This window comes from Tumebacillus algifaecis (assembly GCF_002243515.1).
GTDB lineage: Bacteria > Bacillota > Bacilli > Tumebacillales > Tumebacillaceae > Tumebacillus_A > Tumebacillus_A algifaecis.
The window spans coordinates 145,747-168,728 of record NZ_CP022657.1 but is presented as its reverse complement, the minus strand read 5'-3'; the positions used below and the strand labels follow the sequence as shown (position 1 = coordinate 168,728).

General features: G+C 47.4%; 20 protein-coding genes. 8 read left to right on the top strand and 12 right to left on the bottom strand.

Features of this window, described 5'->3' with window-relative positions; translation table 11 throughout:
* Positions 1-318 precede the first annotated feature (318 nt).
* Positions 319-3,855 (bottom strand): SIR2 family protein, encoded by a 3,537-nt coding sequence (locus tag CIG75_RS00905; protein WP_157729310.1) that lies wholly within the window; start codon positions 3,853-3,855, stop codon positions 319-321.
* A gap of 113 nt (positions 3,856-3,968) precedes the next feature.
* Between CIG75_RS00905 and CIG75_RS00900 the strand changes: the two genes are divergently transcribed.
* The 5 genes from CIG75_RS00900 (at position 3,969) to CIG75_RS20500 (ending at position 9,730) form a co-directional block, all read left to right on the top strand.
* Positions 3,969-4,436: a hypothetical protein gene (locus CIG75_RS00900; RefSeq protein WP_157729309.1), complete on the top strand. Its 468-nt coding sequence runs from the start codon at positions 3,969-3,971 to the stop codon at positions 4,434-4,436.
* 141 nt (positions 4,437-4,577) lie between these two features.
* A complete protein-coding gene (locus CIG75_RS00895) occupies positions 4,578-5,291 on the top strand; it encodes a hypothetical protein (RefSeq protein WP_157729308.1) in 714 nt (237 codons plus the stop codon).
* Between the two features lie 156 nt (positions 5,292-5,447).
* Entirely contained in the window at positions 5,448-5,633 is a 186-nt protein-coding gene (locus tag CIG75_RS00890; RefSeq protein WP_094234931.1) for a hypothetical protein, read from the top strand.
* Between the two features lie 600 nt (positions 5,634-6,233).
* On the top strand, positions 6,234-9,437 hold the full coding sequence (locus CIG75_RS00885; protein ID WP_094234930.1) for a hypothetical protein: 3,204 nt from the start codon (positions 6,234-6,236) through the stop codon (positions 9,435-9,437).
* 14 nt (positions 9,438-9,451) lie between these two features.
* On the top strand, positions 9,452-9,730 hold the full coding sequence (locus tag CIG75_RS20500) for a hypothetical protein (RefSeq protein ID WP_157729307.1): 279 nt from the start codon (positions 9,452-9,454) through the stop codon (positions 9,728-9,730).
* A 15-nt stretch (positions 9,731-9,745) separates the two neighbouring features.
* Here CIG75_RS20500 and CIG75_RS00880 read toward each other — a convergent pair whose 3' ends face one another.
* Genes CIG75_RS00880 through pyrE form a run of 11 tightly spaced genes read right to left on the bottom strand, consistent with a single transcriptional unit; the run spans position 9,746 to position 19,308 of the window.
* Positions 9,746-10,693 (bottom strand): DMT family transporter, encoded by a 948-nt coding sequence (locus CIG75_RS00880; RefSeq protein ID WP_094234929.1) that lies wholly within the window; start codon positions 10,691-10,693, stop codon positions 9,746-9,748.
* A 24-nt stretch (positions 10,694-10,717) separates the two neighbouring features.
* Positions 10,718-11,398 (bottom strand): ribulose-phosphate 3-epimerase, encoded by a 681-nt coding sequence (rpe, locus tag CIG75_RS00875; RefSeq protein WP_094234928.1) that lies wholly within the window; start codon positions 11,396-11,398, stop codon positions 10,718-10,720.
* A gap of 5 nt (positions 11,399-11,403) precedes the next feature.
* Positions 11,404-12,321, bottom strand: a complete 918-nt coding sequence (gene prs / locus CIG75_RS00870; protein ID WP_094234927.1) for a ribose-phosphate diphosphokinase — start codon at positions 12,319-12,321, stop codon at positions 11,404-11,406.
* A gap of 20 nt (positions 12,322-12,341) precedes the next feature.
* Complete coding sequence (locus CIG75_RS00865; RefSeq protein WP_094234926.1) at positions 12,342-13,526, bottom strand: phosphoglycerate kinase; 1,185 nt, start codon at positions 13,524-13,526, stop codon at positions 12,342-12,344.
* Positions 13,523-14,449 carry an NAD(P)-dependent oxidoreductase gene (locus CIG75_RS00860; protein WP_094234925.1) on the bottom strand — a complete coding sequence of 309 codons (927 nt, stop codon included), beginning with the start codon at positions 14,447-14,449 and terminating at the stop codon, positions 13,523-13,525. The genes CIG75_RS00865 and CIG75_RS00860 overlap by 4 nt, the downstream gene beginning before the upstream one ends.
* On the bottom strand, positions 14,446-15,384 hold the full coding sequence (gene aepX, locus CIG75_RS00855; RefSeq protein ID WP_227874312.1) for a phosphoenolpyruvate mutase: 939 nt from the start codon (positions 15,382-15,384) through the stop codon (positions 14,446-14,448). Before aepX ends, CIG75_RS00860 begins: the two co-directional genes overlap by 4 nt.
* 41 nt (positions 15,385-15,425) lie before the next feature.
* Positions 15,426-16,097, bottom strand: a complete 672-nt coding sequence (gene rpiA / locus CIG75_RS00850; RefSeq protein WP_094234924.1) for a ribose-5-phosphate isomerase RpiA — start codon at positions 16,095-16,097, stop codon at positions 15,426-15,428.
* Positions 16,098-16,118: 21 nt separating this feature from the next.
* Positions 16,119-16,775 carry a fructose-6-phosphate aldolase gene (gene fsa / locus CIG75_RS00845; protein ID WP_094234923.1) on the bottom strand — a complete coding sequence of 219 codons (657 nt, stop codon included), beginning with the start codon at positions 16,773-16,775 and terminating at the stop codon, positions 16,119-16,121.
* 11 nt (positions 16,776-16,786) lie between these two features.
* A complete protein-coding gene (locus CIG75_RS00840; protein ID WP_094234922.1) occupies positions 16,787-17,842 on the bottom strand; it encodes a type II glyceraldehyde-3-phosphate dehydrogenase in 1,056 nt (351 codons plus the stop codon).
* The gene (locus CIG75_RS00835) at positions 17,842-18,648 is read right to left on the bottom strand and encodes a hypothetical protein (protein WP_094234921.1); all 807 of its coding nucleotides are present in this window, start codon (positions 18,646-18,648) and stop codon (positions 17,842-17,844) included. The genes CIG75_RS00840 and CIG75_RS00835 overlap by 1 nt, the downstream gene beginning before the upstream one ends.
* Before the next feature lie 33 nt (positions 18,649-18,681).
* Positions 18,682-19,308: an orotate phosphoribosyltransferase gene (pyrE, locus tag CIG75_RS00830; protein ID WP_094234920.1), complete on the bottom strand. Its 627-nt coding sequence runs from the start codon at positions 19,306-19,308 to the stop codon at positions 18,682-18,684.
* An 823-nt stretch (positions 19,309-20,131) separates the two neighbouring features.
* On the opposite strand from pyrE, the gene CIG75_RS00825 reads away from it, so the two are divergent.
* The 3 genes from CIG75_RS00825 (at position 20,132) to istB (ending at position 22,963) form a co-directional block, all read left to right on the top strand.
* Entirely contained in the window at positions 20,132-20,530 is a 399-nt protein-coding gene (locus tag CIG75_RS00825; RefSeq protein WP_094238278.1) for a RidA family protein, read from the top strand.
* Between the two features lie 208 nt (positions 20,531-20,738).
* A complete protein-coding gene (gene istA / locus CIG75_RS00820) occupies positions 20,739-22,238 on the top strand; it encodes an IS21 family transposase (RefSeq protein ID WP_094234919.1) in 1,500 nt (499 codons plus the stop codon).
* The gene (gene istB / locus CIG75_RS00815; protein WP_094234918.1) at positions 22,235-22,963 is read left to right on the top strand and encodes an IS21-like element helper ATPase IstB; all 729 of its coding nucleotides are present in this window, start codon (positions 22,235-22,237) and stop codon (positions 22,961-22,963) included. The genes istA and istB overlap by 4 nt, the downstream gene beginning before the upstream one ends.
* Positions 22,964-22,982 lie beyond the last annotated feature (19 nt).

The following is a 22,982-nucleotide window of genomic DNA, read 5'->3' as shown; positions in this document are numbered from 1 at the left end:
GAAATAGCCCATCCAGCGTAATGATGGGACGCAAAAGAGAATTCACGACAACGATTTCTTCCACAAAGGGAAACTTGAGATACCCGCAATACGCCACAGGGGTGGTCATGCGAACGGCAGCCGACGGGGGCTGGGAATTCTTACGCTCCTCTACTACACCTTCGGAGCCTTCAAAACAAAGGACTGCCGTTTGCAGACAACACCATCCAAAAAGAAGTCGCGGAAGGAAGAGATTTCGCCAACGGCTCGTGCCCCTTATTTCCAACTTGTTTCCCAACATTGAGCAGTTTGATCCAAATCCGTACGACAGATACTTGATCAAGGTTTTTTTGAATGCTTACGAATAAAGCCCTCAATATCAAGTTTGTCGGGAAATTCACGTTTGTATTCATTATAGGGTTCGTCTTCCCCTGTTTTGAGAGACTCAAAACAGTGAATAAGATATCTGTATTCACATTCCTTAGCGGAAGTGTAGCCTCGATCAAACCATTTTTGGTATTCCATTGAATTAATTGCTTTAAGAAATTTGGAAAAGAAGAAAATACCCTCAGTTTGATAGTATTTTACATAATCAAGATTTTTTATTGCTTCTGTGTAGAGATGAATTGCTCGATCAGTATTCGTTTCGAGGAAAGCTAACATCAGGTTTTGTAAACCTTGAGTATATGGATTCACAACAACAAGTTTCATAACGTTTTCTGCTGTCTGATATCCCATTTTAGCTTTTATATAATTCACCTGCATAACCTCGGTAAAATCTTTTTCAAAAATATTGCACAGGTAGTCTTCTAGCGTATGGATTTCTAAGATGTTCCGGTTATAACTTGATTCAAGCCTGAAAAAATGATTGACTTTTTCTCTACGAAGGTCATCAAACGACTTAAATAAGCCAAGATAGTAAAGCGATAAAGTAAACACATGCTCATTATAGTGATTGTTATTTATCATATACCTCAAAACCTCCAAAGCATTCCCTATTAATAGATAGGACTGTAAAGACCAATTTATAATATAACCACTTGTCTTAACTTCGTTAGATAGTTGATTGAGTTTATGCATTGGAATTAACTCTACTAACCCCTTAAGCGAATCATCAAACTTTCCACTATAATGGAGAAATTTCGAAACGTGTAAGATAAGATTTATCAGCAGTTCACTATTTTCAACACTTCTAAAATGTTCTCTTAGACGTATTATTATCTTTTCAAAACGATCCCTTTGGTCAATACTACGAACAAAATGCGGGAAATATAATATTATTTCCAATTTTCTTTCCATATCGAACTCGAATTTATCTAAATACTCTAGACATTTAAAGAAATTTTCCTTGTTGTTCTCGGATATTTCGCCAACAACTGATAAAAAAGCTTCAGTTTTGGACATTTTATCAATTACATTTACTAAAAAGTGTACATACTGAAACGCACGTCTATAGTAACTTTCTTTTTCATCAAAAGTTCTTCTACTAAATTGATGTTCAGCAAATCTCCCTACAATTGACTGTAATCGGAGAAGTCCTTGAGTAATCTCTACAAGGGATTTGTTCTCAAGGGATTTTATTTCACGGTCACTAATCCGGTTCATATCTAATCTAATTTCCTTGTCTTCAAAGAATTTTTTATAGGTTTCCATATGCATGCCATCAGGGAACAAACAAAGTATCTCAAAAGCTAGTTTCTCCCTTGGTGCTAATTTGCTATATGAGTAGTAAATGGATTGATACAGGGATTTGGAACGTTCAATATTGGAATCGGCCTCCTTGATAAAAATGTTTTCAAATCCAGATTGTGTTGTGTTGAAAAAATCTGATTCTAGGTCTTCCTTTAGGGCAAACATATTTTTGGTTTTAGGTATGTTCTTCGCAATAATTTTTATCGCCAATGGATTGTTGTTCAGTAAATTTTCAAGAATGTCTGCACGCAAGATTCGCATGTCTATTTCGTTAATGGTGTGTTGGTAATACTTCAGAAAGAGTTCGACGGCTTCATCTGTCGTAAAAAACCTTAGCTCGTATCGCTCCTCATAATCAAGGCCGATCCATTCCCTCGATGTTATTACTACAGTAGCATAATCACAAATGAATGATACAAGATTTTTAATCTTCCTGATCTCTTCTGCTTCAATATACAAAAGTGATTCAAAATTATCAAATATTATTAATGAACTTAGTTTCCGTTCATCTTGTTTGATATATGCCATCAGATCAATGGAATTCTCTAGATCAAAACACATTGCTACTTTATATTCAAAGCTCTGGAAATCGATGATATTTTCACAATCAATAAAGAAAATGCCATCAACAAAATAATTTCGATCAGAAAATTCTACTGCGAGCTTCTTGATAATTGTAGTTTTACCAATTCCACCAGAGCCTTTAATGGTGAGAATCGATTGCTTGATATCAAGTATCTTACGAACAAGAACTTCAAGATCAGTACCTCGTCCAACGAAGGTTTTTAGGTTTTTTGGTTCAATTCGTTTACTCAATGGACTTTTTTTCTTATTAATCGTCGCGCTTCCGCTTTCAACTTTAGTCAGAACTAGACTATCTTGATTGATTATGACAGCTTCGGTTAACAATGACGCTTTTGCTTTTTTGAAAGTAGAAAAAACAAATCGAGATAGTTTTCCATTACCAAATTTTTGAGCAACAATCGGTAGTGAAATATTTGTTGTATCCATCTCAACTTCTTTATCTATGAAGAGGAAGATTCCTTTTATTTGATCATCGAAGATTTCTCTTTCCAATTCTTGTATAGATTGAGTTTTTGCTTTAAAGTTATCATCTTCTACAACGATTTTACCTTGTACGGATTCTGTGAATAGAAGGAGATAATCAAAACCCTCAAGGTTATTCAATGCTTCAACTGATAAGTGGAAAAAATCAATTGTTATATTTAGGTTTGAGAAATGGCTTGCAATTTTATCAAAATCATAATCAAACTGTTTGTTAATCGGCGTTGCAATCAGAATGGCTATTCGTATATCCGAAGCTACTATGATTTCTTTCGTCTTATGTATTTGTGTTGATGGTTCCAATACGTCGATTAATCGGGTCATTGATGTTTGCACAACATTTTCTTTCAAGACTACAAGGGAATCTAATAATTGATCCAATGCTTCTCCCCAATTATCAATCTTGATCGGTTCCACATATGTTTCGAAATCTTCACCAGAAGTTGTAATGATAAAATGTTTGTTTTGCATTCCTTTATAGACATTATTAATATAATCAAACTGTTTTTTGACAAAAGGGTCTGCTAGGCTAAAACCCAAAAAGATAATTGTTTTGTCAGAACCAATCTTTTTCAGAGTCTCGATTGCAGCAGAATGACCGTTGTACAATTCCTTATAATTTTCTTCAAACAGGATACATCTAGATGGGTCTTCTATACATCCGTGTAACTTAAACACATAGTTATCTTCGACGTTGAGTTTAGCCACATAAAATTCGTTGTCGTACACTACCTTGTTAGAAGATTGATTTGCAGTTTCCAATGCTTTATCATAGTTAGTAGTAATGAATTTTTTGGTAATCTTCCATAGTTTTCTGTGTTTATTTAGTTTGCTGTTATTTGCTTGGTGTAATTGAAAAGTCCGAGCAAGTACTTCAAGCACATCTTTTTTATGCTTCTGAAGCTTCTCTAATACCTCTATCTCTGTCAAGAAACCTTCATCTAAAGTTTGAATTAATAAATCGTAGTTTGGATTCGTTGGTAATAGAGCCTGTATGATCTCCTTCAATAAACCTTTCCAATCGGGGAAACCTAACTCACGAGAGAAACCTGATCCTATAAAAAACACTAACCTATCATTTTGAACTGCTTTGATAATCTCAGGATGATTTGTATCCAAGATATTTTTTCTCCTCCCAAATTTAAAAATAATATAAAGTTCAAACTATCATAATACAATTTTTCTGTGCCCAGAGAAAAAAACCTTCTTAAATTCGACGGTCGCTTTTAAAGTTGCAAATTTATATAAAAATAAAATTACGTATTTATACACGGACTAATTTACAAGCGAGTGCCCAGCTCAAACTGAAGAATGACGGTGCCTTCAAACAGCTCAATGTCTTCGTTTTCAACGCGGGCAAGAACTTCACAGTCCAGCAAGTGCTCGTCACGCGTGAACACCTGCTCATCGAGGGTGCGAAGTACGACTTGACACCGTATGGCATGCCATTCAAACCTACTTTGGATGTGCTTCAGATCTTCAAAGACAAGAAAACCGAGAAAATCCAAGGGAGCGTCACCGTCCAAGGCTGGTCGCCGCTGAAGGGCTTGACGATCAACGGTCACGCCGCCATCGGATATGAAAACGTCCTCTATGCTCAAGTGGACGATGCAGACGTGCGCTTGGACTACGACATGTTCCAAGGCTATGGTTCGATCAAACACTTGCGCTATAATACCAACCGCAAGTTGGAAGGTTAGATCAACGAAATCACCTTCACGATCGGTGAGTTTCACTTCACCGCTACCAAAGTTGACATCAACCCAGATGGCTCGATGTCGATCGCCTAAGCGCAAGTCGTGCTCGGAGGTGGCAAAAACCAAATCGCCGCCAAAGAAGGCTTGAAAAAATCGATGGGCTTCGATGAGATCTCCGGTGGCGGTAGACTGAGTAACCTGGCACAAGTTCATCTCAAAGCGAAGAACATCACGATCCGCGACGGCAAAGTAAGCGTCGGCGAGTATGAAAAATGGATCGGCCCGAGCAAAGTGATGAAGATCTCCCTGTTTGGCGTTGGGATCCAAGGTCTGCTCGATCAGGAAAAAGAAAAGGCTGCTATCGCCGGGCAGTTCAAATTCCCGTCAACTAGCGGATTCTGGCCGATCAAAGTCGGGGCAAACTTGCCAATTCCTCCGACACCGATCTCGCTCTTTCTGGAAATGGGCGTCGGGGGGGGGGGGCAGCATCTCCGCGCAGGCATCTGGTATGATCGAGCGCGGCGATCGAGGGGAATCAAACTCAACCCGGATACGAAGATAGTGGAGCAAGACTCGAGCAATCTGGTGATCTTCCGCTACGAGTTGCAAGCCAAGCTGGACTTTGTCATCGACTTGGTCGCTTTCCTGTTCTACCATAAACCGCTTTATCGTCAGAATTTGGGCATCTGGACGCTCGGAAGCTACCGAATAGCAAGGAGCTTCCGAGAGCGAGATGGCAAGACAGACGAAGTGAAGACACCGTGTCGCGGTGCGGAAGATATGACCTTGGGCGGTGCAATCCCAGGTCAGGTCAAACTGCCAGAAGAAAATCTCGTCAAGCAGATTGCCAAACGCTAACACGAAGAGGGCAGCAGTGACCCACCGTACAAATCACTGTATTGCACCGCTCATGACAAAATGTCGGCAGAGCCGGAACTAGGTGAACCGACCTTGGCGAATATCAGAGAACAACTCTAACCGTCTGCGAAGGATCAGCGCGATGTACCGCAGATCGTGGATCGAATCCATGCCTCGATGTCGGCACGTCAAGACGGACCGAACAAGTCCTATCTGATGTCGAACGAAGAATGGTTACAGTATTCGAACAACGCCGCCATGCGCCGATCGGTCACCATCGTGGACGATGCGTTGCAGGCTTACCACACGGAAGAAATCCACGCCAAAAGCTGTTGCTGCTAAATCGACTGCGTGAGATCGGAAACCAGTACATCCTCGATAAAAGCAAAAGCCGCTGGAAAATGGTCTTCTGCCTCCTCCTCGATACGAATCGAGAGGAAGAATTCCTACACGAGCAGATCGCAGCGACTTCAGCCCGATAGTCGAACGTGCACAAACATCCATAACCAGACCCTCTTCCACGCTCAGTTGACGCAAAGGGGGTCTGCTTTTTCATGTCTTGGTTCATCCCGCTTCGCTCAGATACACCCGCAACACCTCGACCATCTTCACCCGACCTTAGCTGTGACGTAAGCAAAATTCCTGCCCACCTTTACCTCCACTTGAGAATATCAAACAAGAAAGATCCCCACCTTTCGCGAAACGATTCAGGATGGGGTCTTCACCGTTCTCTTTTGAAAACGAAATTCATTTGCCAATGATCTTCATGGCTTGGCTTGGAAATCAGCATACATTTCCAATTACCCAGCCACTACGTGGTTGTACCTACCCACTTTTTACCTGCATCGGTATAGCAAACGAAAATTTCGCATCAATCGAATTTATATGATATTTATGTTATGCTAAATATAGAAATCTGTACGGAAATGAGTGATGACGTAGATGTTCCAGCCACCCGTTCAAGCGCCGAGCACACAGAATACGAATTCAACCCCGCTTGTTGGCGGTGGGACGGATCGCACTTCCCCCCGCCGTGAAGCAAGTTCCTATTCGGCTGCTCAGCTATTGCAACTGCAAAAGACGGTTGGCAATCGCGCCGTCACTCAGATGTTGAGGAATCGGATGACTGCCCAGCAAATGCAAAAAGACCCATCTGCTGCGCTCGCCTCCCCTGTGTTGCAACGCGAGGGTGACGAGGAGACGGAATCTCAAATCAGCAATTTGGGCACGCAGGTACTCCAAGACATCCTCATGAACAAAATCCTTCCTGAAGTCGGTAAACAAGTACTCATCAAAGTCATCGATGGGTTCATGCTCTACGCGGACACCTTGATCCAGAGCATGCTTCCCGACCTGACGACGTTGTTGAAATATACTGCAACCTGCCTCTCCGCCTTCACGAAAGTCACCGAATTTTGGAACGAGCTAGGCCCCAACACGCGCGCCGGTCTGAAGTTTGTCATGGGGGTTGTCCTGCACAAAGTTGACAATCTACTGCCCAGCTTCGTTCCGAAGATGATGCTTTCCACCTTTGAAGCCAACGCCGCCGATGATGCGGAAGGCAGTGCGATGATGCAAAACGTCGTCTACTACCTCAAAACGGCCGAGCAATACCTTGGCACTGTCAACGTGATGTCGCGCGTAGGTGATTTTATGAAATGGAGCCTCGGTCTCACCCCCGACACACCGTCATCCGAACAGGATGCGCTGGAAAACTCGCAAGCCCGAGAGAAACCCACTGGGACGAGCCTCGATCTCAAAGTGATCAAACTGGAGATGCAAGATCTCTCCATCGTGCGCAGCAAAACGGATGACAACCAAAAAGAAATGGGAGGCCTGGACGCCAAGTCCAAAGTCACGATCCGACTCTTCGGCCAAGAATACACGGTGGACGAGATTCATGCTCGCCTAGGCTGGGATCTCTCATTCGCTATTGACATGACGCTGCAAAACAAGCTGATCATCGGGCATTCCAGCTTCCTGATCTTCGACATGGAGAATTTGGTCTTGGAAGAGCTCACCGTCAGCGACCGTGGATTGAACACCCTGGAAGTCAGCCTCGCCAAATTCAAAGTAGGTTCGCTCTTGGAACTCGACAAGATCACCGGCGGATACAAAAAAGGAAAAGGTTACAAATTTGGTGCTGGCAATATCACACTCAAACTACCCGAACCTTTCAGTACGGAGATTCAAACGGGAGCCCAACTCGAACTGGAGCCGGACGGCGCCTTCCGCCAACTCGATGTCTTCGAATTCAAAGCGGGCAATTTCAGCCTCGAGCAGGCGCTCGTCACACGCGAATACCTGCGCATCGTGAATGCGATGTACGACTTGACGCCGCATGGCATGCCATTCAAACCTACCTTGGATGTGCTTCAGATCTCCAAAGACAAGAAAATCCAGAAAATCCAGGGGGGCGTCACCGTCCAAGACTGGTCACCGCTGAAGGGCTTGACGATCAACGGTCATGCCGCCATCGGTTATGAAGACGTCCTCTATGCTCAAGTGGATAATGCAGATGTGCGCTTGGACTACGACATATTCCAAGGCTATGGTTCGATCAAGCACTTGCGCTATGATACCAACCGCAAGTTGGAAGGTGAGATCAACGGAATCACCTTCTCGATCGGGAAGTTTCACTTCGCCGCTACCAAAGTTGACATCAACGCGGATGGCTCGATGTCGATCGCCGAAGCGCAAGTCGTGCTCGGAGGTGGCAAAGACCAAATCGCCGCCAAAGATGTGGATGAGATTGGTGGCGACAAAGAAGGCCTGAAAAAATCGATGGGCTTCGATGAGATCTCCGGTGGCGGTGGACTGAGTGACCTGGCACAAGTTCACCTCAAAGCGAAGAACATCACGATTCGCGACGGCAAAGTAAGTGTCGGCGAGTATGAAAAATGGATCGGCCCGAGCAAAGTGATGAAGATCTCCCTGTTTGGCGGTGGGATCCAAGGTCTGCTCGATCAGGAAAAAGAAAAAGCTGCCATCGCCGGGCAGTTCAAATTCCCGTCCACTAGCGGATTCTGGCCGATCAAAGTCGGAGCCACCTTGCCGATTTCCCCTACACCGATCTCGCTCTTTCTGGAAATGGGCATCGGAGGCGGCATCTCCGCGAAGGCAGCCGGTATGATCGAGCGCGACAAGTCGATCGCTCAAGAGTCTGTCTACAATATCAAAGCGTTGGCCGAGTTGAGCGCCGAATTGACCTTCTCCATTGGTGCAGGGATGAAGTTGGGCCATGAGATCCTGCTGGCTCTGCGCGCCTATCTGGAAGCGTCCGCGACGCTTTCCGCCGCGACACGTGCGGCGATCGAAGGGAAAGTCAAACTCAACCCAGAAACGAAAATGGTGGAGCAGGACTCGAACAATCCGGTGATCTTCCGCTATGAGTTGGAAGCGGAATTGCAAGCCAAGCTGGACTTTGTTATCGACTTGGTCGCTTTCCTGTTCTACCATAAAGAGCTGTACCGGAGGAACTTGGGCAACTGGACGCTCGGGAGCTACCGAATGGCCGGGAGCGTCGGAGAGCGCGATGGCAAGTTGACAGATCAAGTGAAGACGCCGCATCACGGTGCGGAAGATATGACCTTGGGCGGTGCGATCCCAGGTCAGGTCAAACTGCCAGAAGAAAGTCTCGTCAAGCAGATTGCCAAACGCAAACACGAAGAGGGCAACGGTGACCAACCGTACAAATCACTGTATCGCACAGCGCATGACAAAATGTCGGCAGAGCCGGAACTAGGCGAACCGACCTTGGCAAATATCAGAGAACAACTCAAACCGTCTGCGAAGGATCAGCGCGATGTACCGCAGATCGTGGATCGAATCAATACCTCGATGTCGGCACGTCGAGACGGACCGAACAAGTCCTATCTGATGTCGAACGAAGAATGGTTACAGTATTCAAACAACGCCGCTATGCGTCGGTCGGTCACCCTCGTGGACGATGCGTTAGCGGCTTACCACGCGGAAAAAAATCCGCAGCAAAAGCTGGTGTTGCTGAATCGACTGCGCGAGATCGGAAACAAGTACATCCTCGATCGAGGCAAAAGCCGCTGGAAAATGGTCTTCCGCCTCCTCCTCGATACGAATCGAGAGGAAGAATTCCTACGCGAGCAGATCGAAGCGACTTCCGTCCGGTAATCGAACATGCGCAAATGCAAAAAAACAGACCCTCTTCCACGCTCTTCTGGCGCAAAGGGGGTCTGTTTTTATGTCTTGGTTCATCCTGCTTCGCTCAGATACGCCTGCTACACCTCAACCACCCTCACCCGATCGTGAATGCCGAGCTTGCCCTAGATGAGGGCTTACGTAGTTTTAGCGCGGTCACCGATCGCATCCTCCAAGAAGTTTTGAGCAATCTACTTGCCGAAATGTCATTTTCAATCATCCTGCAAATGATCGGTTTTTCTAAATCAAAAGAAGCCTGCGAATGAACAGGCTTCTTCAGTCTAGCCGGATTTATGTGATGAAATGGACTCGGCAGGTCGTTTCTTGAACAATGGAGAGAATTGTATGTATGCAATACCTGCCAAGGTAAGAAAGAGACCGACGAACTGTAAAAACGACAGCGAGCGCGAGAAGACCAAGACGTCGAGAAGTGCAACTTCCGGCATCACCAGATTGTTCAAGATGCTGCTCTCGTACGCTTTCAACGTTTTTTGGGTCCATGCCCAGAGATAGAATGCCAAAGCACCATTCACCGTGCCCAACCACAGCACAATGCCGATCAACGAAGCATTGACCTCCGGAAGCCCTTCTTTAATCAGACCGATCAATACCATAAAAACAGCACCGATCAACATCGGATAAATCACCAATTGCCCTGGTTGTACCTTTTTTTCTGTTAAAAAATGACGAGTTGCTGTCAAGTTGATCGCGTAGCCGAGGCAAGACAACAATACCAAGAAAATGCCGATCCCGCTGTCCCAACCGATGTTCCATGGATAGTAGTAGGAGAGAATCCCCGCGACCACAACAATTGCACCTACAAAAATCGCTTTGTTCCGAATCTCACGCAGCCAAATCAGATCGACCAAAAACACAAACAACATGTTTCCGATACTCAGCACCAAACTTGTCTGCGTTGGGGTGAGGTACAACTGCCCCCCATATTGCAATCCTTGTGCCATCACAAATCCAGTGACCCCAAGCAACAAATACTGCATGAACGAGAGCCCTGCTCGCGGTCGTTCTACCAGTCCCCCGCTTTTGATTCGTTTGCGCAGTCGATTAAAAAGAGCAAACAGAACGAATGTAAGCACAGCCACCGAGTAACGCATCCCGGCCAACATGAAAGGGCCAACGCCATCTTGAAACGCAAACTTATTGAATATGTAAGAGGAGGCCCACAACCATGTGACAAGCACCCCTACTGCAATCACAACCAAACGGTTCACCAAAAACACCCCTTATATGTGGCTTTAGGTGCCAGACCCAGCTGTCACGTGTAGCGAGCGTCGCTTCATTTCTCGAATTCCAGATGGAATGTCCTCCAGTTGAAATACGCCTGTACCTGAAACTACACCATCGATACCCTGTGCAGCGATTTGCTCGATGTTATGAATTTTGACACCACCGTCCACAACAACCTGAATATGATTCATATTATTATTTTTCAACTCACGAACTAGGGTTCCTGCTTTTTTCAACGCGGATGGTATTAATGATTGACCGATGAAACCGGGTGCCACAGTCATGATCAATACGCAGTCCAATTCGGGCAGAATATCCTCAAGGACAGACAACGGAGTTGCCGGGTTTAAAGCGACACCCGCGCGCACACCGGCACGCTTGACTGTTGCCACACAGCGGAACAGATCATACGTTGCTTCTGCATGAACCGTGAGCATATCAATCCCCAGTCCCAGATAATCATGCATATGCTCAAGCGGGCGGTCACTCATCAAATGCACATCAAGCGGTAGATGAGTCACTGCGCGGAGTTGTTTGATCAAATCAGCGCCAAATGTGAATCCAGGGACAAAATGCCCGTCCATCACATCTAAGTGCAACCAGTCCGCTCCTCCCTCTTCCACTGCACGAATGTGTTCTCCCAATCGCATATAGTCGGCACACATTACGGACGGTGCTACTTTGATCATTTTCGTCACCTCATGTTTAAATTCTTGCTTGCACAGATCTCCGTCAATTCCCGTTCGATCCAACGTGCGATCAATGGCACAACAGAGACCTGCATCCAAGGCGTCAGTATCGTGTCCGACCCTAGAATGCGTACCGGAAAACCGATTCGCTCCATGACTTGGTCACCGTTCGCAAAGAAGTGTGTCACCCCGTAGTAGATGTTACCAGCACCCACCTCACGCAAATACTGAGCTAATGGAATGAAAGTAGAGCCCGAGGAACACAGATCATCAAGCACGACCACATCGCGCCCCTTGAGATGCAGATCACTTATGTCATACCAAGTATAGCCGGTTACGTCTTTATTCTTTTTCAGCACCAGAGTGGGGAATCTGGTGATGGACGCAACAGACCCTACGCGAGCAGAACCTCCTCGGTCAGGTGAAACGATCACAGGGTCAACCAAGTCTTGATTCATGAAGAAATCGGCGAAAAGTGTTTCCGTCGTCAGGTTGACAGCAGGAAGTGAGGCCCGTTCCAGTAAGCGTGGGTTGTGAACGTCCACCGTAACGATCTTGTCCGCACCTAGCATCTGCAACGTTCGCAGGACGATCAACCCTGATTCGGGCTCCCCTTCATGCGTACGTCTGTCTTGTCGAGAGTATGCCAGATAGGGCACGATACAAATAATCTGCTCAGCTCCTTGATTCGCAGCCACTTCGACGAGTTGATAAAGTTGTTGCAAATGACGTTCCTGTGGTTGTTGTGTGTTCTGCAGGATGAATACCACTTTCCCCTGCAACGAAGCATCTACCCGCACGCACACTTCCTGATCGGGGAAGATTCGGCGTGATACTTGCCCCAGAGGGATACCTGTCACTTCGTGAAGTCCATCCCCCAGGTGCTCACTGCCTGGACCTACTAGTAAAATAGCATTGTCCATTCTGTACCCTCTCCGTTCAATCAAATTGTGCGGCGACGCAAACCACTCAGACCTGGCAGTTCGCTTCCTTCTAAGAACTTGAGCATCGCGCCACCGCCTGTTGACAGATAATCCAACTGTTCCATACAACCTGCCAGTTTTACCGAAGACAGAGTGTCACCACCACCGATCACGGTGTATGCGGGAGAGTGCACCAGCGCTTGAATCAGCGACAGTGTCCCGCCTGCTGTTGCGGGATGTTCAAAAATACCCATCGCCCCATTCCAGACCACCAATCGGGACTGTTGAATCGTGTCGGCAAACGATCTTCTCGTCTTCGGACCGATGTCAACGATTGCATGATGTGTTTGAACGTCCGTCACAGCGACCACTTTCAGCTCTGTCTCATCATCGGTGTTCGTAACCAGTACATCGACTGGTAACAACAACGTCCTCTGTTTCTGTTGTGCCAGTTGCAGAATCACTGCCGCACGTTCGATTTTTCCCTCGTCGTACAGGGAACAGCCGACTTCCAATCCCTGCGCCGCCAGAAATGTATTGGCAATGGCTCCACCGATCAACAGTTGGTCTGTGGTTTCTAGCAGACGTTCGATCACTTCGATCTTGTCCTTGACTTTTGCACCGCCCATGATCGCCGTAAATGGTGACTCCGGTGATTCGGTCACTCTTCGCAACTCCCGCAACTCGCGTTGCATCAACAAGCCACTCACGGCCGGCAGATGAGTAGAGATTCCGATGATCGACGCGTGGCGGCGATGAATCGTGGCAAACGCATCCAATACGAACACATCTCCAAGCTCGGCGTATTGCCGTGCGAGTTCCTGGGAGTTGCTCTCTTCACCTGCTAAGAATCGCACGTTTTCAAGCAACAGCACATCGCCAGGTTGCAGGCCCTCGATTTCGCGAAGTGCCGTTTCGCCCACTGTCTCATCGCATTTACGCACCGGGACCTGCAACAGTTCCGATAACCGCGATGCAATCGGGTCAACACGCAATTCCGACACCACTTTCCCTTTTGGATAGCCCAGATGGGTGAGCAAAATGACTTTTGCACCCCGTTCGATCAAATACTCGATGGTGCCAAGCGCACCGCGAATCCGAGTGTCATCCGTTATCTTGCCGTTTTGATAGGGGACATTCAAATCCACTCGGCACAATGCTCGCTTGCCATGCCACTCAATGTCGGTGATCTGCACTTCGTTCATGAGCAACGCCGGTTCGATACGATCTCCATCACAATCTCGATCATGCGATCGCCGATTCGTTTCTTTGCATCTCGGGTCTGTGCCCCGATATGCGGCGTGCAGATCACGTTTTCTAAATCAAAAATTGGGTGGTGACTTGGCGGCTCAGTTTCAAAAACGTCGAGTCCTGCACCAGCAATTTTCTTTTGCACGAGATGCTGATACAGGTCGTCTGTGTTCACCAATCCACCCCTTCCAATGTTGATCAAGATCGCAGTCGTCTTCATCAGTGCAAGCGTTTCGCGACAGATCATATGATGCGTTTCCGAAGTCAACGGTGTGCAGAGCACGACAATATCGGAATCAGACAGCAGACTCTCCGAGTCCATCGCCACTGCATTGATTGCTTCGAGCAGACGAGCTTTATCCGCTTTGTACATCGATCGGTCTGAAACATTTACATGCATCCCTAGCAGGTGAGCCATCTGTCCAAGCGTCTGCCCGATGTTGCCAAAACCGATTATCCCCAGCTTTTTCCCTTGAACTTCAAACCCGCTCAACTCATTTTTAAGCCATTTCCCTTCCTGAAGCGAACGATGTGCCTGACGAAGTTGTCTGTACAGGCTCAGCATCATCCCAAGCGACAGTTCGGCCACGGAACGAGCATTGGCCGGTACACAGATCAGTGCGATGTTTTTCTCACGATACAGGGATGAGATATTGTCTGTTCCTGATCCGCCTCGGATAATCCAGCGCAAATGAGCTGCGGCTCGTATCATCTCATCGGTGATCCGATGTGGACTACGAATGACGACCATCTCCGCTTGCCCTATCATCCCTAATGTCTTGTCGTCATCGCGCTTGGCAAGAATCTGGACTTGATGATCCCGGGCGATCATCTGTTGAAACGTATCGTCAAAAGTGCCAAGCAGTAATACGTTCATGACGATTCACCAACCGAGAGCAGGTCTTGTGTCATCTCTTGTTCACGAAGACGGGAGACCAGTTGATCAAATGAAGTTTCTTTGGCTGTAGCCTCCTGTGTTTTGACTAGGGAAAACACTTCTTTTACCGTACTCATTTGTGCTTCCAGCGGTTCGGTGTTGCCATGCTCGTTGATCACCAACAATGCCTCCTCCATTGCTTTAACCGCACTGCGCAGCAACTGGTTGGCATAGATCACCATACTGAAACCCGCCATCTCTGCTTGCTGGAAGGTGAGTGTATAGTAGGTGGTGGGTACGATGATCAACGGAGTCTTGCGGCCAATCTTTTTCCACCGTGCGGCAAACGCCAACACTTCTGTTGCTTCTTTGGATTTGGAGTGGACCAAGATCGCATCCGCACCGGCATCTGCGTACATCTGTGCGCGGGTCAAGGCATCTTCCAAACCCATTCCAGCGATCAGTGACTCAAGTCGTGCAATGACTACAAAATCCGGGTCGGTCTGTGCCGCCTTCGCTATGTGGATTTTAGCAGCAAACTCATACATATCTGCGAGGTCATGCCCTTCCAAGAAGCTGTTGCGCTTCGGGAAGTTCTTGTCTTCGATGCAAACTGCGGCGATGCCCGCATTTTCATACTCCCGAATCATCCGGATGATGTTGTTGACCTCTCCAAATCCAGTGTCACAGTCGGCAATGATCGGGAGGCTTGACGCTTTGTTCATCATGCTAGCGGCATCGAGAAATTCGGTCATCGTCAAGATGCTCGCATCAGGCACACCGTATGAAGTCGAGATTGCCAATCCACTTGCCCACAGACCATCGAAACCTTCACGTTCTCCGAGAATCGCTGTCATGCCATCATTGGCACCAATGATCTTCAGGCAGCGATCTTCTTGCAACAATTGGCGTAGTTTTGTGGATTTTCTAATCAATGGTCATTCCATCCTCTCCTGGCTGATTGTAGGAAAGCTCATTATTTGCGTTCCAATACTGATACTCCATCGGGCGAACCCACCAGGGCAACACCAACCATATCAACAAACAAGCCGGTCTCGACAACGCCAATATGCTGTTTTAATTCACGATCCAATTGAAGAGGCTGTTCGATGTGACCAAAATTACAATCCAAAATGTAGTTCCCATTATCTGTGACGAACGGGACGTCTTCTTGGTCACATCGTAATGTTGCCGATCCATCCATTGTGCTGATTGTGCGAGCCACTACATCGGTGGCGAACGGAACCACTTCGACCGGCACACAGAATGCGCCGAGACGCTCGACCGTCTTGACTTGATCAGCAACGATCACCAACCGATCTGATAAGGATGCGATCAGTTTTTCGCGGAACAATGCACCGCCACCGCCTTTTATCAAGTTCAGGTTGGGGTCAATTTCGTCAGCACCATCAATTGTGATGTCCAGTTTTTCCACGTCTTTCAACGAGATGAGCGGAATACTCAACTCATTTGCCAAGTGCTCCGTCTGCTTGGATGTTGGAATGCATTGAATTTGCAGACCCTCGCGAATTCTTCGACCAAGCGCAACGATTGAATAGTAAACTGTCGAGCCTGTCCCTAGGCCGACGATCATTCCGTTCTCAACGTACTGAGCGGCTTGTTCCCCCGCCAATTGTTTGCCATTCATCCCCGGCTCCTCCTCCAAACGTTACGCTAGTACCGCAGCTTGATACTTGCTCCAGTCATCCAAAAACTTTTTGACACCTTGATCGGTCAATGGATGTTGCACCAGTTGACGAATCACATCATATGGCATCGTGCCAATGTGAGCTCCAGCTTGCGCTGCTTTGGTGACATGATAAGGAGTGCGAATGCTCGCTGCAATGATTTCAGTCGGTATCGCATGAGTTGTAAACAGATCTGCAATGCCTTCGATCAACTGCAAACCATCGTGGTTGACGTTTTCCAGCCGATTGATGAACGGACTGACGAAAGTGGCACCCGCCCGGGATGCCATCAATGCCTGATTGATGGTAAAGATCAACGTGACGTTGGTTTTGATACCACGTTTCGCAAAATGAGCCACCGCTTTCAGGCCTTCAAGCCCCATCGGTACCTTGACTGTGACCTTATCCGACAGAGCCGCAAAGTCTTCACCTTGTGCGATCATCCCTTTTGCTTCTGTATCGGTGACTTGCGCACTCACTGGACCGTCCACAATGCCCAAAATATCATGGAGCACATCCTCAAACGCTCGTCCTTCTTTGGCCGCCAAGCTGGGGTTGGTGGTCACGCCAGCAATCACACCCAGATCGTAAGCCGCTTTAACTTCCTCGATATTCGCTGTATCAATGAAGATTTTCAAAAGTTCCCCCCTTACACAGTCAATGAGGATGGCTGGTAACATACCTCGTGTTTCTGAATTCCGAGTGCCGAATCGGTCTGCCACATACAACGATTGCGCTCTGTCTCTAGCCCCATCACTGCTCGGATGCAGTCAATGGTCTCTGGAATCGTGATGCATTGCATATCAATCGATGTCATCGCGTGCAACTGATCGCCTTCCACGACGATTGATTCTTCCCACAGCAACAATTCTTGACGGTCGCCGCGCATGCGAGGGGTTTCCGCATAATAATGGCTCAATTGTGCAGTTGTCTTGCCAACTTTACGATGCGATTCCACGAGTATGCGCGGAGTGTTGCACAAGACGTTCATGACCTCGTCACGATCGGCCGGTTTGTTCAGCTTGACGCTCATCATCTGAACATGTGAGAAAAACATCGGAACGGCCACTGCCTGTGTGAAGATCGACAGCGTCGGCATCACAAGTTGGGCATCCGGTCCATGATGTGACAAGCCGAATACTGGTGCGGCCCCGTTTGGCAATCCGTTTTCCGCCTTGTCCGGGTCGGTGGAACAACGAACGAGCGAACCTTCTGCATGTTTGACACCCCAATATCTGTCCAACGTGCTGAGAAGACGCACCAGCCCTGTCGTGTTACAACTGCCGACGCGAACAGCAGAACGACCGATCGCATCCTCGAAGTTACCGAACGTGCTAAACGTCAGGCCAGTGGTGGCGTGCTTTTCGCCGCCTTGGAAGATCGATTTCACACCCATTTCTTGATATAAAGCTAAGCGTTTGGCACCTTCCCCGGCCTGTGTACAATCAAGGATCACATCCACTTGGGACAAAAGATCGCGCAGGCCACCTGCACAAGGCAATCCACCCTTTTCGAAACGATCAAATCGCATCGGATCTGTGCAAAACAGGGGTATTCCAGACAAGTGTGCGGATAGGGCGGTCGGGTTTGGAGTGCGAAGTCCGATCCCGACGAGTTGCATATCGGATTGCAGCCGGACCGCGTCTGCCACTCGTTTGCCAATTGTGCCGCATCCGATCACGCCAATTCGTACCGATTTCATCATCACTGCCCCTCTCCTACTGGTAACAGATTTTGCAACAGTCCAAGCGAGTGGTCGGTCTGAACTGTAGTAATTTCAGACAAGCTGTGAGGACTCAGAACACTGCGAACATAGTCAATGGTCTCCGGAATCGGCGCAATCTCATGAGCGACGCACCATAACAGAATGTGCCCACTCTCTGCGAACTCAACCGAATCAACGAGAACGACCGTTTCATAAAATCCACCATCGGCACGACCCTGGTCGCGGAAAAATTCAGATACAACTGCCGTGTCTGCAAATTGCAGTCCGGGTGGCGTGAGGAGCACACGAGGCAATGTATGTAGACGATCCAGTATCTCCGCGATCGTTACTGGTGTTGCTGTTTCGATCTGACATCCGACCAACCAAGAACGCGTATGTTGTGCACGGACAGACTGTCCACTGTGGGTAGCCCCTTTCGGCCATTGCACTTGTGTCAGCCATGAGGGGACTGTTGGTGAAAGCGCATCGACAGGTCCTTTTTTGCTGAGGGCATCCGTTGGCTGGACGGCAGTTACCGCGACATGTTTTACTCTAGGAATTCCAGCTAACACACGGCTGAGGGATGTTGCAGGCGCATTGGGAATTCGATACAATGCTGAATCGTCATCAACTCCGCAGTAAATCACAGGCTTGTCCAAATGTGTCAGTGCAGCAGGCAGAGTTGAGATCCAAGCATCCACCTCATGATCCTCTTGCTGCGCCAAAACCATATCATCTTGTGCTGTGACTGCGTGCTCCAGCCACTTCTTGAGACGTCCGTCGCTTATTATCCCGATCCGGTACATGCGCAAACCTCCTTAATTAACAACTAAATTCCATCAGTAAGCATCCGGTGATTCGCGCCATCGGTTGATTTGTTTCAACTCTTCGTCATTGAAATACTTCGCTTGAGACGCCATCTCCAGCAGGGCATGGTAGTCTGTCAGTGTATGAAGTTCACAATCAATCTTGTCGTAATTATCCTGAATACTTTGAAAACCGTGGGTAAAGATCGTTACCACTCCCAGCACCTCACCGCCCCCTTGGCGGACGCCACCAACCACGATCGGAGCAGAATTGCCAGTGGATACGAGGTCTTCCAAGATCACGACCTTTTTACCTTCCGGAAGCACACCTTCGATGAGACTCTCAGTACCATGCTTTTTCGGTGACGTGCGGACGTAGATCATGGGGAGATTCAGTTTAGATGCGACCAAAGTCGCGTGTGGAATCCCGGCCGTCGCGACACCTGCGATCATTTCGACATCGGGATATTGTTTGCGGATCAAGTCTACGAATGCATCTGCGATCAACTCTCGCACTCGCGGATATGAGATGGTCATCCGATTGTCAAAATAAATTGGGCATCGTCTTCCCCCCTCCAAGATAAACGGCTTTGTCGGGTTCGAGAGTACCGCCTTGATCTCAAGCAGTGCTGATGCGATCTGATCGCTGAAAGTGACCATTTTCAATGCACCTCCGAAAGGTATAATAACATTATTACTTATTCCTTATATTGAGGATACTATAAAATTTATTATTATACAACAACTACCATATAACAAAAATAATATATAAAAACACGTACTGAGCGCTGTGTTAGCTGGGTATTCATCATGAAGGAAAGTTGATGTAAGGGCCATCCTATCCACTTCCATCGAGCGTGATTTCCCCAAACAAATTTATCTCGTTTTAGATACGTGTTCTATTGACGCATCTTGCAGAATACCAGCAAGCCTTGATTGCGAACCAACGTGTAGAGTCCGCATAGGGATGAGATCATAGAAATGATTTAACTTATGCCGAGTATCTCTTGTTTCACAACTCATCCCTACTATTGAACGAGACGATCATGTAACATCGATTGGATTTGCCGAACAAAAAAAGACCACCCATGAGTTGATGACTCTGGCGATCTATTTCCTGCTATTGAGCCGATACCCTAAACGTATCGGTTATGCTAACTGATTCCGGAGCTACGCTACATTCGGAATCGAGACATGGACGTAATCCCCTTTTGCACTCTGTTGCTGGTCGGACAGCCAGAAGTACACGTCAAGATGAGGACGAAGAAGTGACGCCGTGACAGTCGCCTCCATCCGCTATGATACAACTTGCGAGTAAATTTATATCATCGCCATTCCAAAGATTTTGACGCAAACTATTACATTGGCTATAATCTATTCAATACATTCTCTTTAATAACAGAAATCATTTTTACTGGCGCAGTGCGTTTAAACAAGAATAGACGAAATGCCAGAAAATCTCCAGAATGCGAGGTTCTTATTAATGGAAAACTCCAAAATAACTAGAAAAAACCCAGTCGATATGTATAGTCCAGTCGGTAAGTACACACATATCACCAAAATTCCGAGGAATTCCGAGCTGTACGTTGCTTCTGGTCAAATCGGGGTTGATCAGAATGGTGAGCTTCCCGATGATATGAACGAACAGATCAAGAATACTTTTGACAATATCCAAGCTGTGCTACAGTCTGAGGAATTAACAGCGGAACATATTATCAAAGTAAACATTTGGGCTACCCAAAAAATTGATTGGTATTATTTGAACACAGAGTGGGAGAAATTGTTTGGGCAAAATTATCCGGCAATGACGATTGGTTATCTTTCTGAATTAGGATTACCAGAAATCAGAATCGAAGTTGAAATATGGGCAGCTAGAGTCTAAGACTACGATTCGCAGCCAAAATAGGGTGGGAAGCCCCACCCTATTTTCCATATTGACCCCTTACTGTTTATCGCATAATGAAATTGCAGAATGTCGCGGCGTAAAAGTGCAGACTTTGCCCGCGACATTTTGGCATAAAAAAAGCACTTGCCAACATCGATCTACTAACTTACCCTACGGTTTGCGACGACCAAGGGGGATCGAGAGGATGTTGAAAGTGCCTGAACAACAGTATATCAAATTTTTGCGCGAACACGAAGGGTGTTCGATAACCGAAATTGCAGAACGAATGAACTTGAATTGGCGAACTGCCAAAAAATATGCGGACAAAGACGATTGGAACGAGACGGTGGGAAAACGATTCGGTCGTTACCCAGTTCTCGGTCCGTTTCTCGAAATCATAGATACGTGGCTATTGGAGGACGAGGCTCTTCCCCGCAAACAGCGCCACACCGCTCGGCGGATCTTTAACCGTCTCAAAGCGGAGTATGAATTTACTGGTGGCGAACGAACGGTACAGGAGTACGTGGCTAAATGGCGGGCGGCTTACGCCCATGACCGAGCGAAGAGCTACGAACGGCTGGAGCATCCAGGTGGCGAAGCCCAGGTAGACTTTGGAACCGTACAGGTTGCGCAGAACGGGAGGCTCGTGGAACGTAAGATTCTTACCGCGTCCTTCCCATTTAGCAATGCGGCCTTCGCTTTCCCCGTTCCATCTGAGAATGGCGAGTGCTTTCTCGAAGCCTTGAAGCGGCTGTTCGGACAAATGGGCGGAGTACCGCGACGCATCTGGTTCGATAACCTCGCGGCTGCGGTTGCATCTATCGAGAAAAACGGAGAACGAAAGCAAACTGATGCGTTCACAAGGTTCTGTGCTCATTACCGCTTCGAGCCTGTCTTTTGTAATGTGGCGAGAGGCAACGAGAAAGGCAATGTAGAGAACAAGGTTGGTTACGGAAGGCGGAACTGGTGTGTCCCGATCCCAGTCATTCAATCGCTCGATGAACTCGCAGTACATCTTGAAATGGAGGCACTGGAGGATCGTCAGCGCATTCACTATTCGAAGAAGGAGAAAGTGGACGATCTATGGCGACAGGAGCAGAAAATGCTCTATTCCCTGCCGCTTGAACCGCTAGAGGTATTTCGTTTGGATACAGGTCGATTGAACAAATTTCGTGAACTGTCGTTCGAGAACATCAAGTACCCACTCCCGCAATGCAAGGCAGAGCAGCGCGTGTTGCTCAAGATTAAGTGGGATCTGATCGAGGTATTGGACGAGTCGTACAGCAAAATCTTCGAGTTCCCTCGGCCTTATACGGACAAGACGATGGAGATCGAGTGGAGAGCTGTGTTAGATGGACTCAAGCGACGCCCTCGCTCCGTCAGATATTCGACTTTTGTGTCGATGATGCCAGAAACACTGAAACACTTCCTGAGGGAAGTTGAGTCGGAGACGTGCAAGGCACGCCTGTCCCTTGTGAGGCGTTTGTTGGAGAACTACACGATGGGGGAGATCGCTAAAGGCCTGCACGAACTCATGCCTTGGGATTCTCGCGTCGAAACAGCGTTGGAGCACGCTTTGTACAAACAACGATATCCCGAGTTTCATCCTGAACCGTTCCAAGAGGTACACACCCCATCGAAGATTCAAGGCTATCATCCAGGTGACTTGGCCAATTACAACGATCTGTTGGGGGTGACATTATGAATCGAAAAATGTTGGCGCAGGCGTGCAAAACGCTCCATCTGGCACATGTAATGAACCACTACGAATCGGTTCCGTTCGAGAGTCGTACTGACTTCTTGCTGGCAATCCTGCAGTCAGAGATCCAAGGACGTGAGTCCAGTAAAATGAAGAGATTGATGAAGCGCGCCGGATTCCCTCAATTGAAAACGTTCGAAGGATACAACTTTGAGGAGATCACGTTTCCGAATCATTGCACGGAGCAGTCTCTACGTGAGCTTAACTTCCTGAAACATAAAGAGAACATCTTGATGTTGGGAAAGGTGGGAACTGGGAAAACCCATCTGGCAATTGCGTTAGGGGTGGAAGCCTGTCGGCAGGGGCTTGATGTGAGGTTTTATCGCGTCTCGGAGCTTGTCGCCAAATTGCAGGAAAGACATGCGAGCGGGACGCTGACGAGATTTCAAAAAGAACTGATGAAGTGCGATCTGTTGATTTTGGATGAGGTGGGCTTCGTGCCGTTTCACCAAACGGGTGCTGAACTTCTGTTTCACGTTATCTCGGAATGCTACGAGCAGCGAAGTCTCATAGTGACCTCCAATCTGGAGTTTGGGCAATGGAACAGCGTGTTTGGTGATACTAGATTAACGAAAGCGCTGGTGGATCGTTTAGTTCACCACGCGCACATCCTGAGTTTTACGGGCGAGAGTTATCGCTTGCGTCATGCTCTGTCGAGCATAAATTCATGAATTTCGATGTTGGCGGTGC

Excerpts from the sequence above, each read along its gene's own strand:
- CIG75_RS00825 (WP_094238278.1), top strand. The coding sequence starts at position 20,132 with ATGGAAAACTCCAAAATAACTAGAAAAAACCCAGTCGATATGTATAGT.
- CIG75_RS00865 (WP_094234926.1), bottom strand. The coding sequence starts at position 13,526 with ATGAACGAAGTGCAGATCACCGACATTGAGTGGCATGGCAAGCGAGCA.
- CIG75_RS00885 (WP_094234930.1), top strand. The coding sequence starts at position 6,234 with ATGTTCCAGCCACCCGTTCAAGCGCCGAGCACACAGAATACGAATTCA.
- istA (WP_094234919.1), top strand. The coding sequence starts at position 20,739 with ATGTTGAAAGTGCCTGAACAACAGTATATCAAATTTTTGCGCGAACAC.
- CIG75_RS00840 (WP_094234922.1), bottom strand. The coding sequence starts at position 17,842 with ATGATGAAATCGGTACGAATTGGCGTGATCGGATGCGGCACAATTGGC.
- rpe (WP_094234928.1), bottom strand. The coding sequence starts at position 11,398 with ATGATCAAAGTAGCACCGTCCGTAATGTGTGCCGACTATATGCGATTG.
- prs (WP_094234927.1), bottom strand. The coding sequence starts at position 12,321 with ATGGACAATGCTATTTTACTAGTAGGTCCAGGCAGTGAGCACCTGGGG.
- CIG75_RS00835 (WP_094234921.1), bottom strand. The coding sequence starts at position 18,648 with ATGTACCGGATCGGGATAATAAGCGACGGACGTCTCAAGAAGTGGCTG.
- istB (WP_094234918.1), top strand. The coding sequence starts at position 22,235 with ATGAATCGAAAAATGTTGGCGCAGGCGTGCAAAACGCTCCATCTGGCA.
- pyrE (WP_094234920.1), bottom strand. The coding sequence starts at position 19,308 with ATGGTCACTTTCAGCGATCAGATCGCATCAGCACTGCTTGAGATCAAG.
- rpiA (WP_094234924.1), bottom strand. The coding sequence starts at position 16,097 with ATGAATGGCAAACAATTGGCGGGGGAACAAGCCGCTCAGTACGTTGAG.
- CIG75_RS20500 (WP_157729307.1), top strand. The coding sequence starts at position 9,452 with ATGCAAAAAAACAGACCCTCTTCCACGCTCTTCTGGCGCAAAGGGGGT.
- CIG75_RS00860 (WP_094234925.1), bottom strand. The coding sequence starts at position 14,449 with ATGAACGTATTACTGCTTGGCACTTTTGACGATACGTTTCAACAGATG.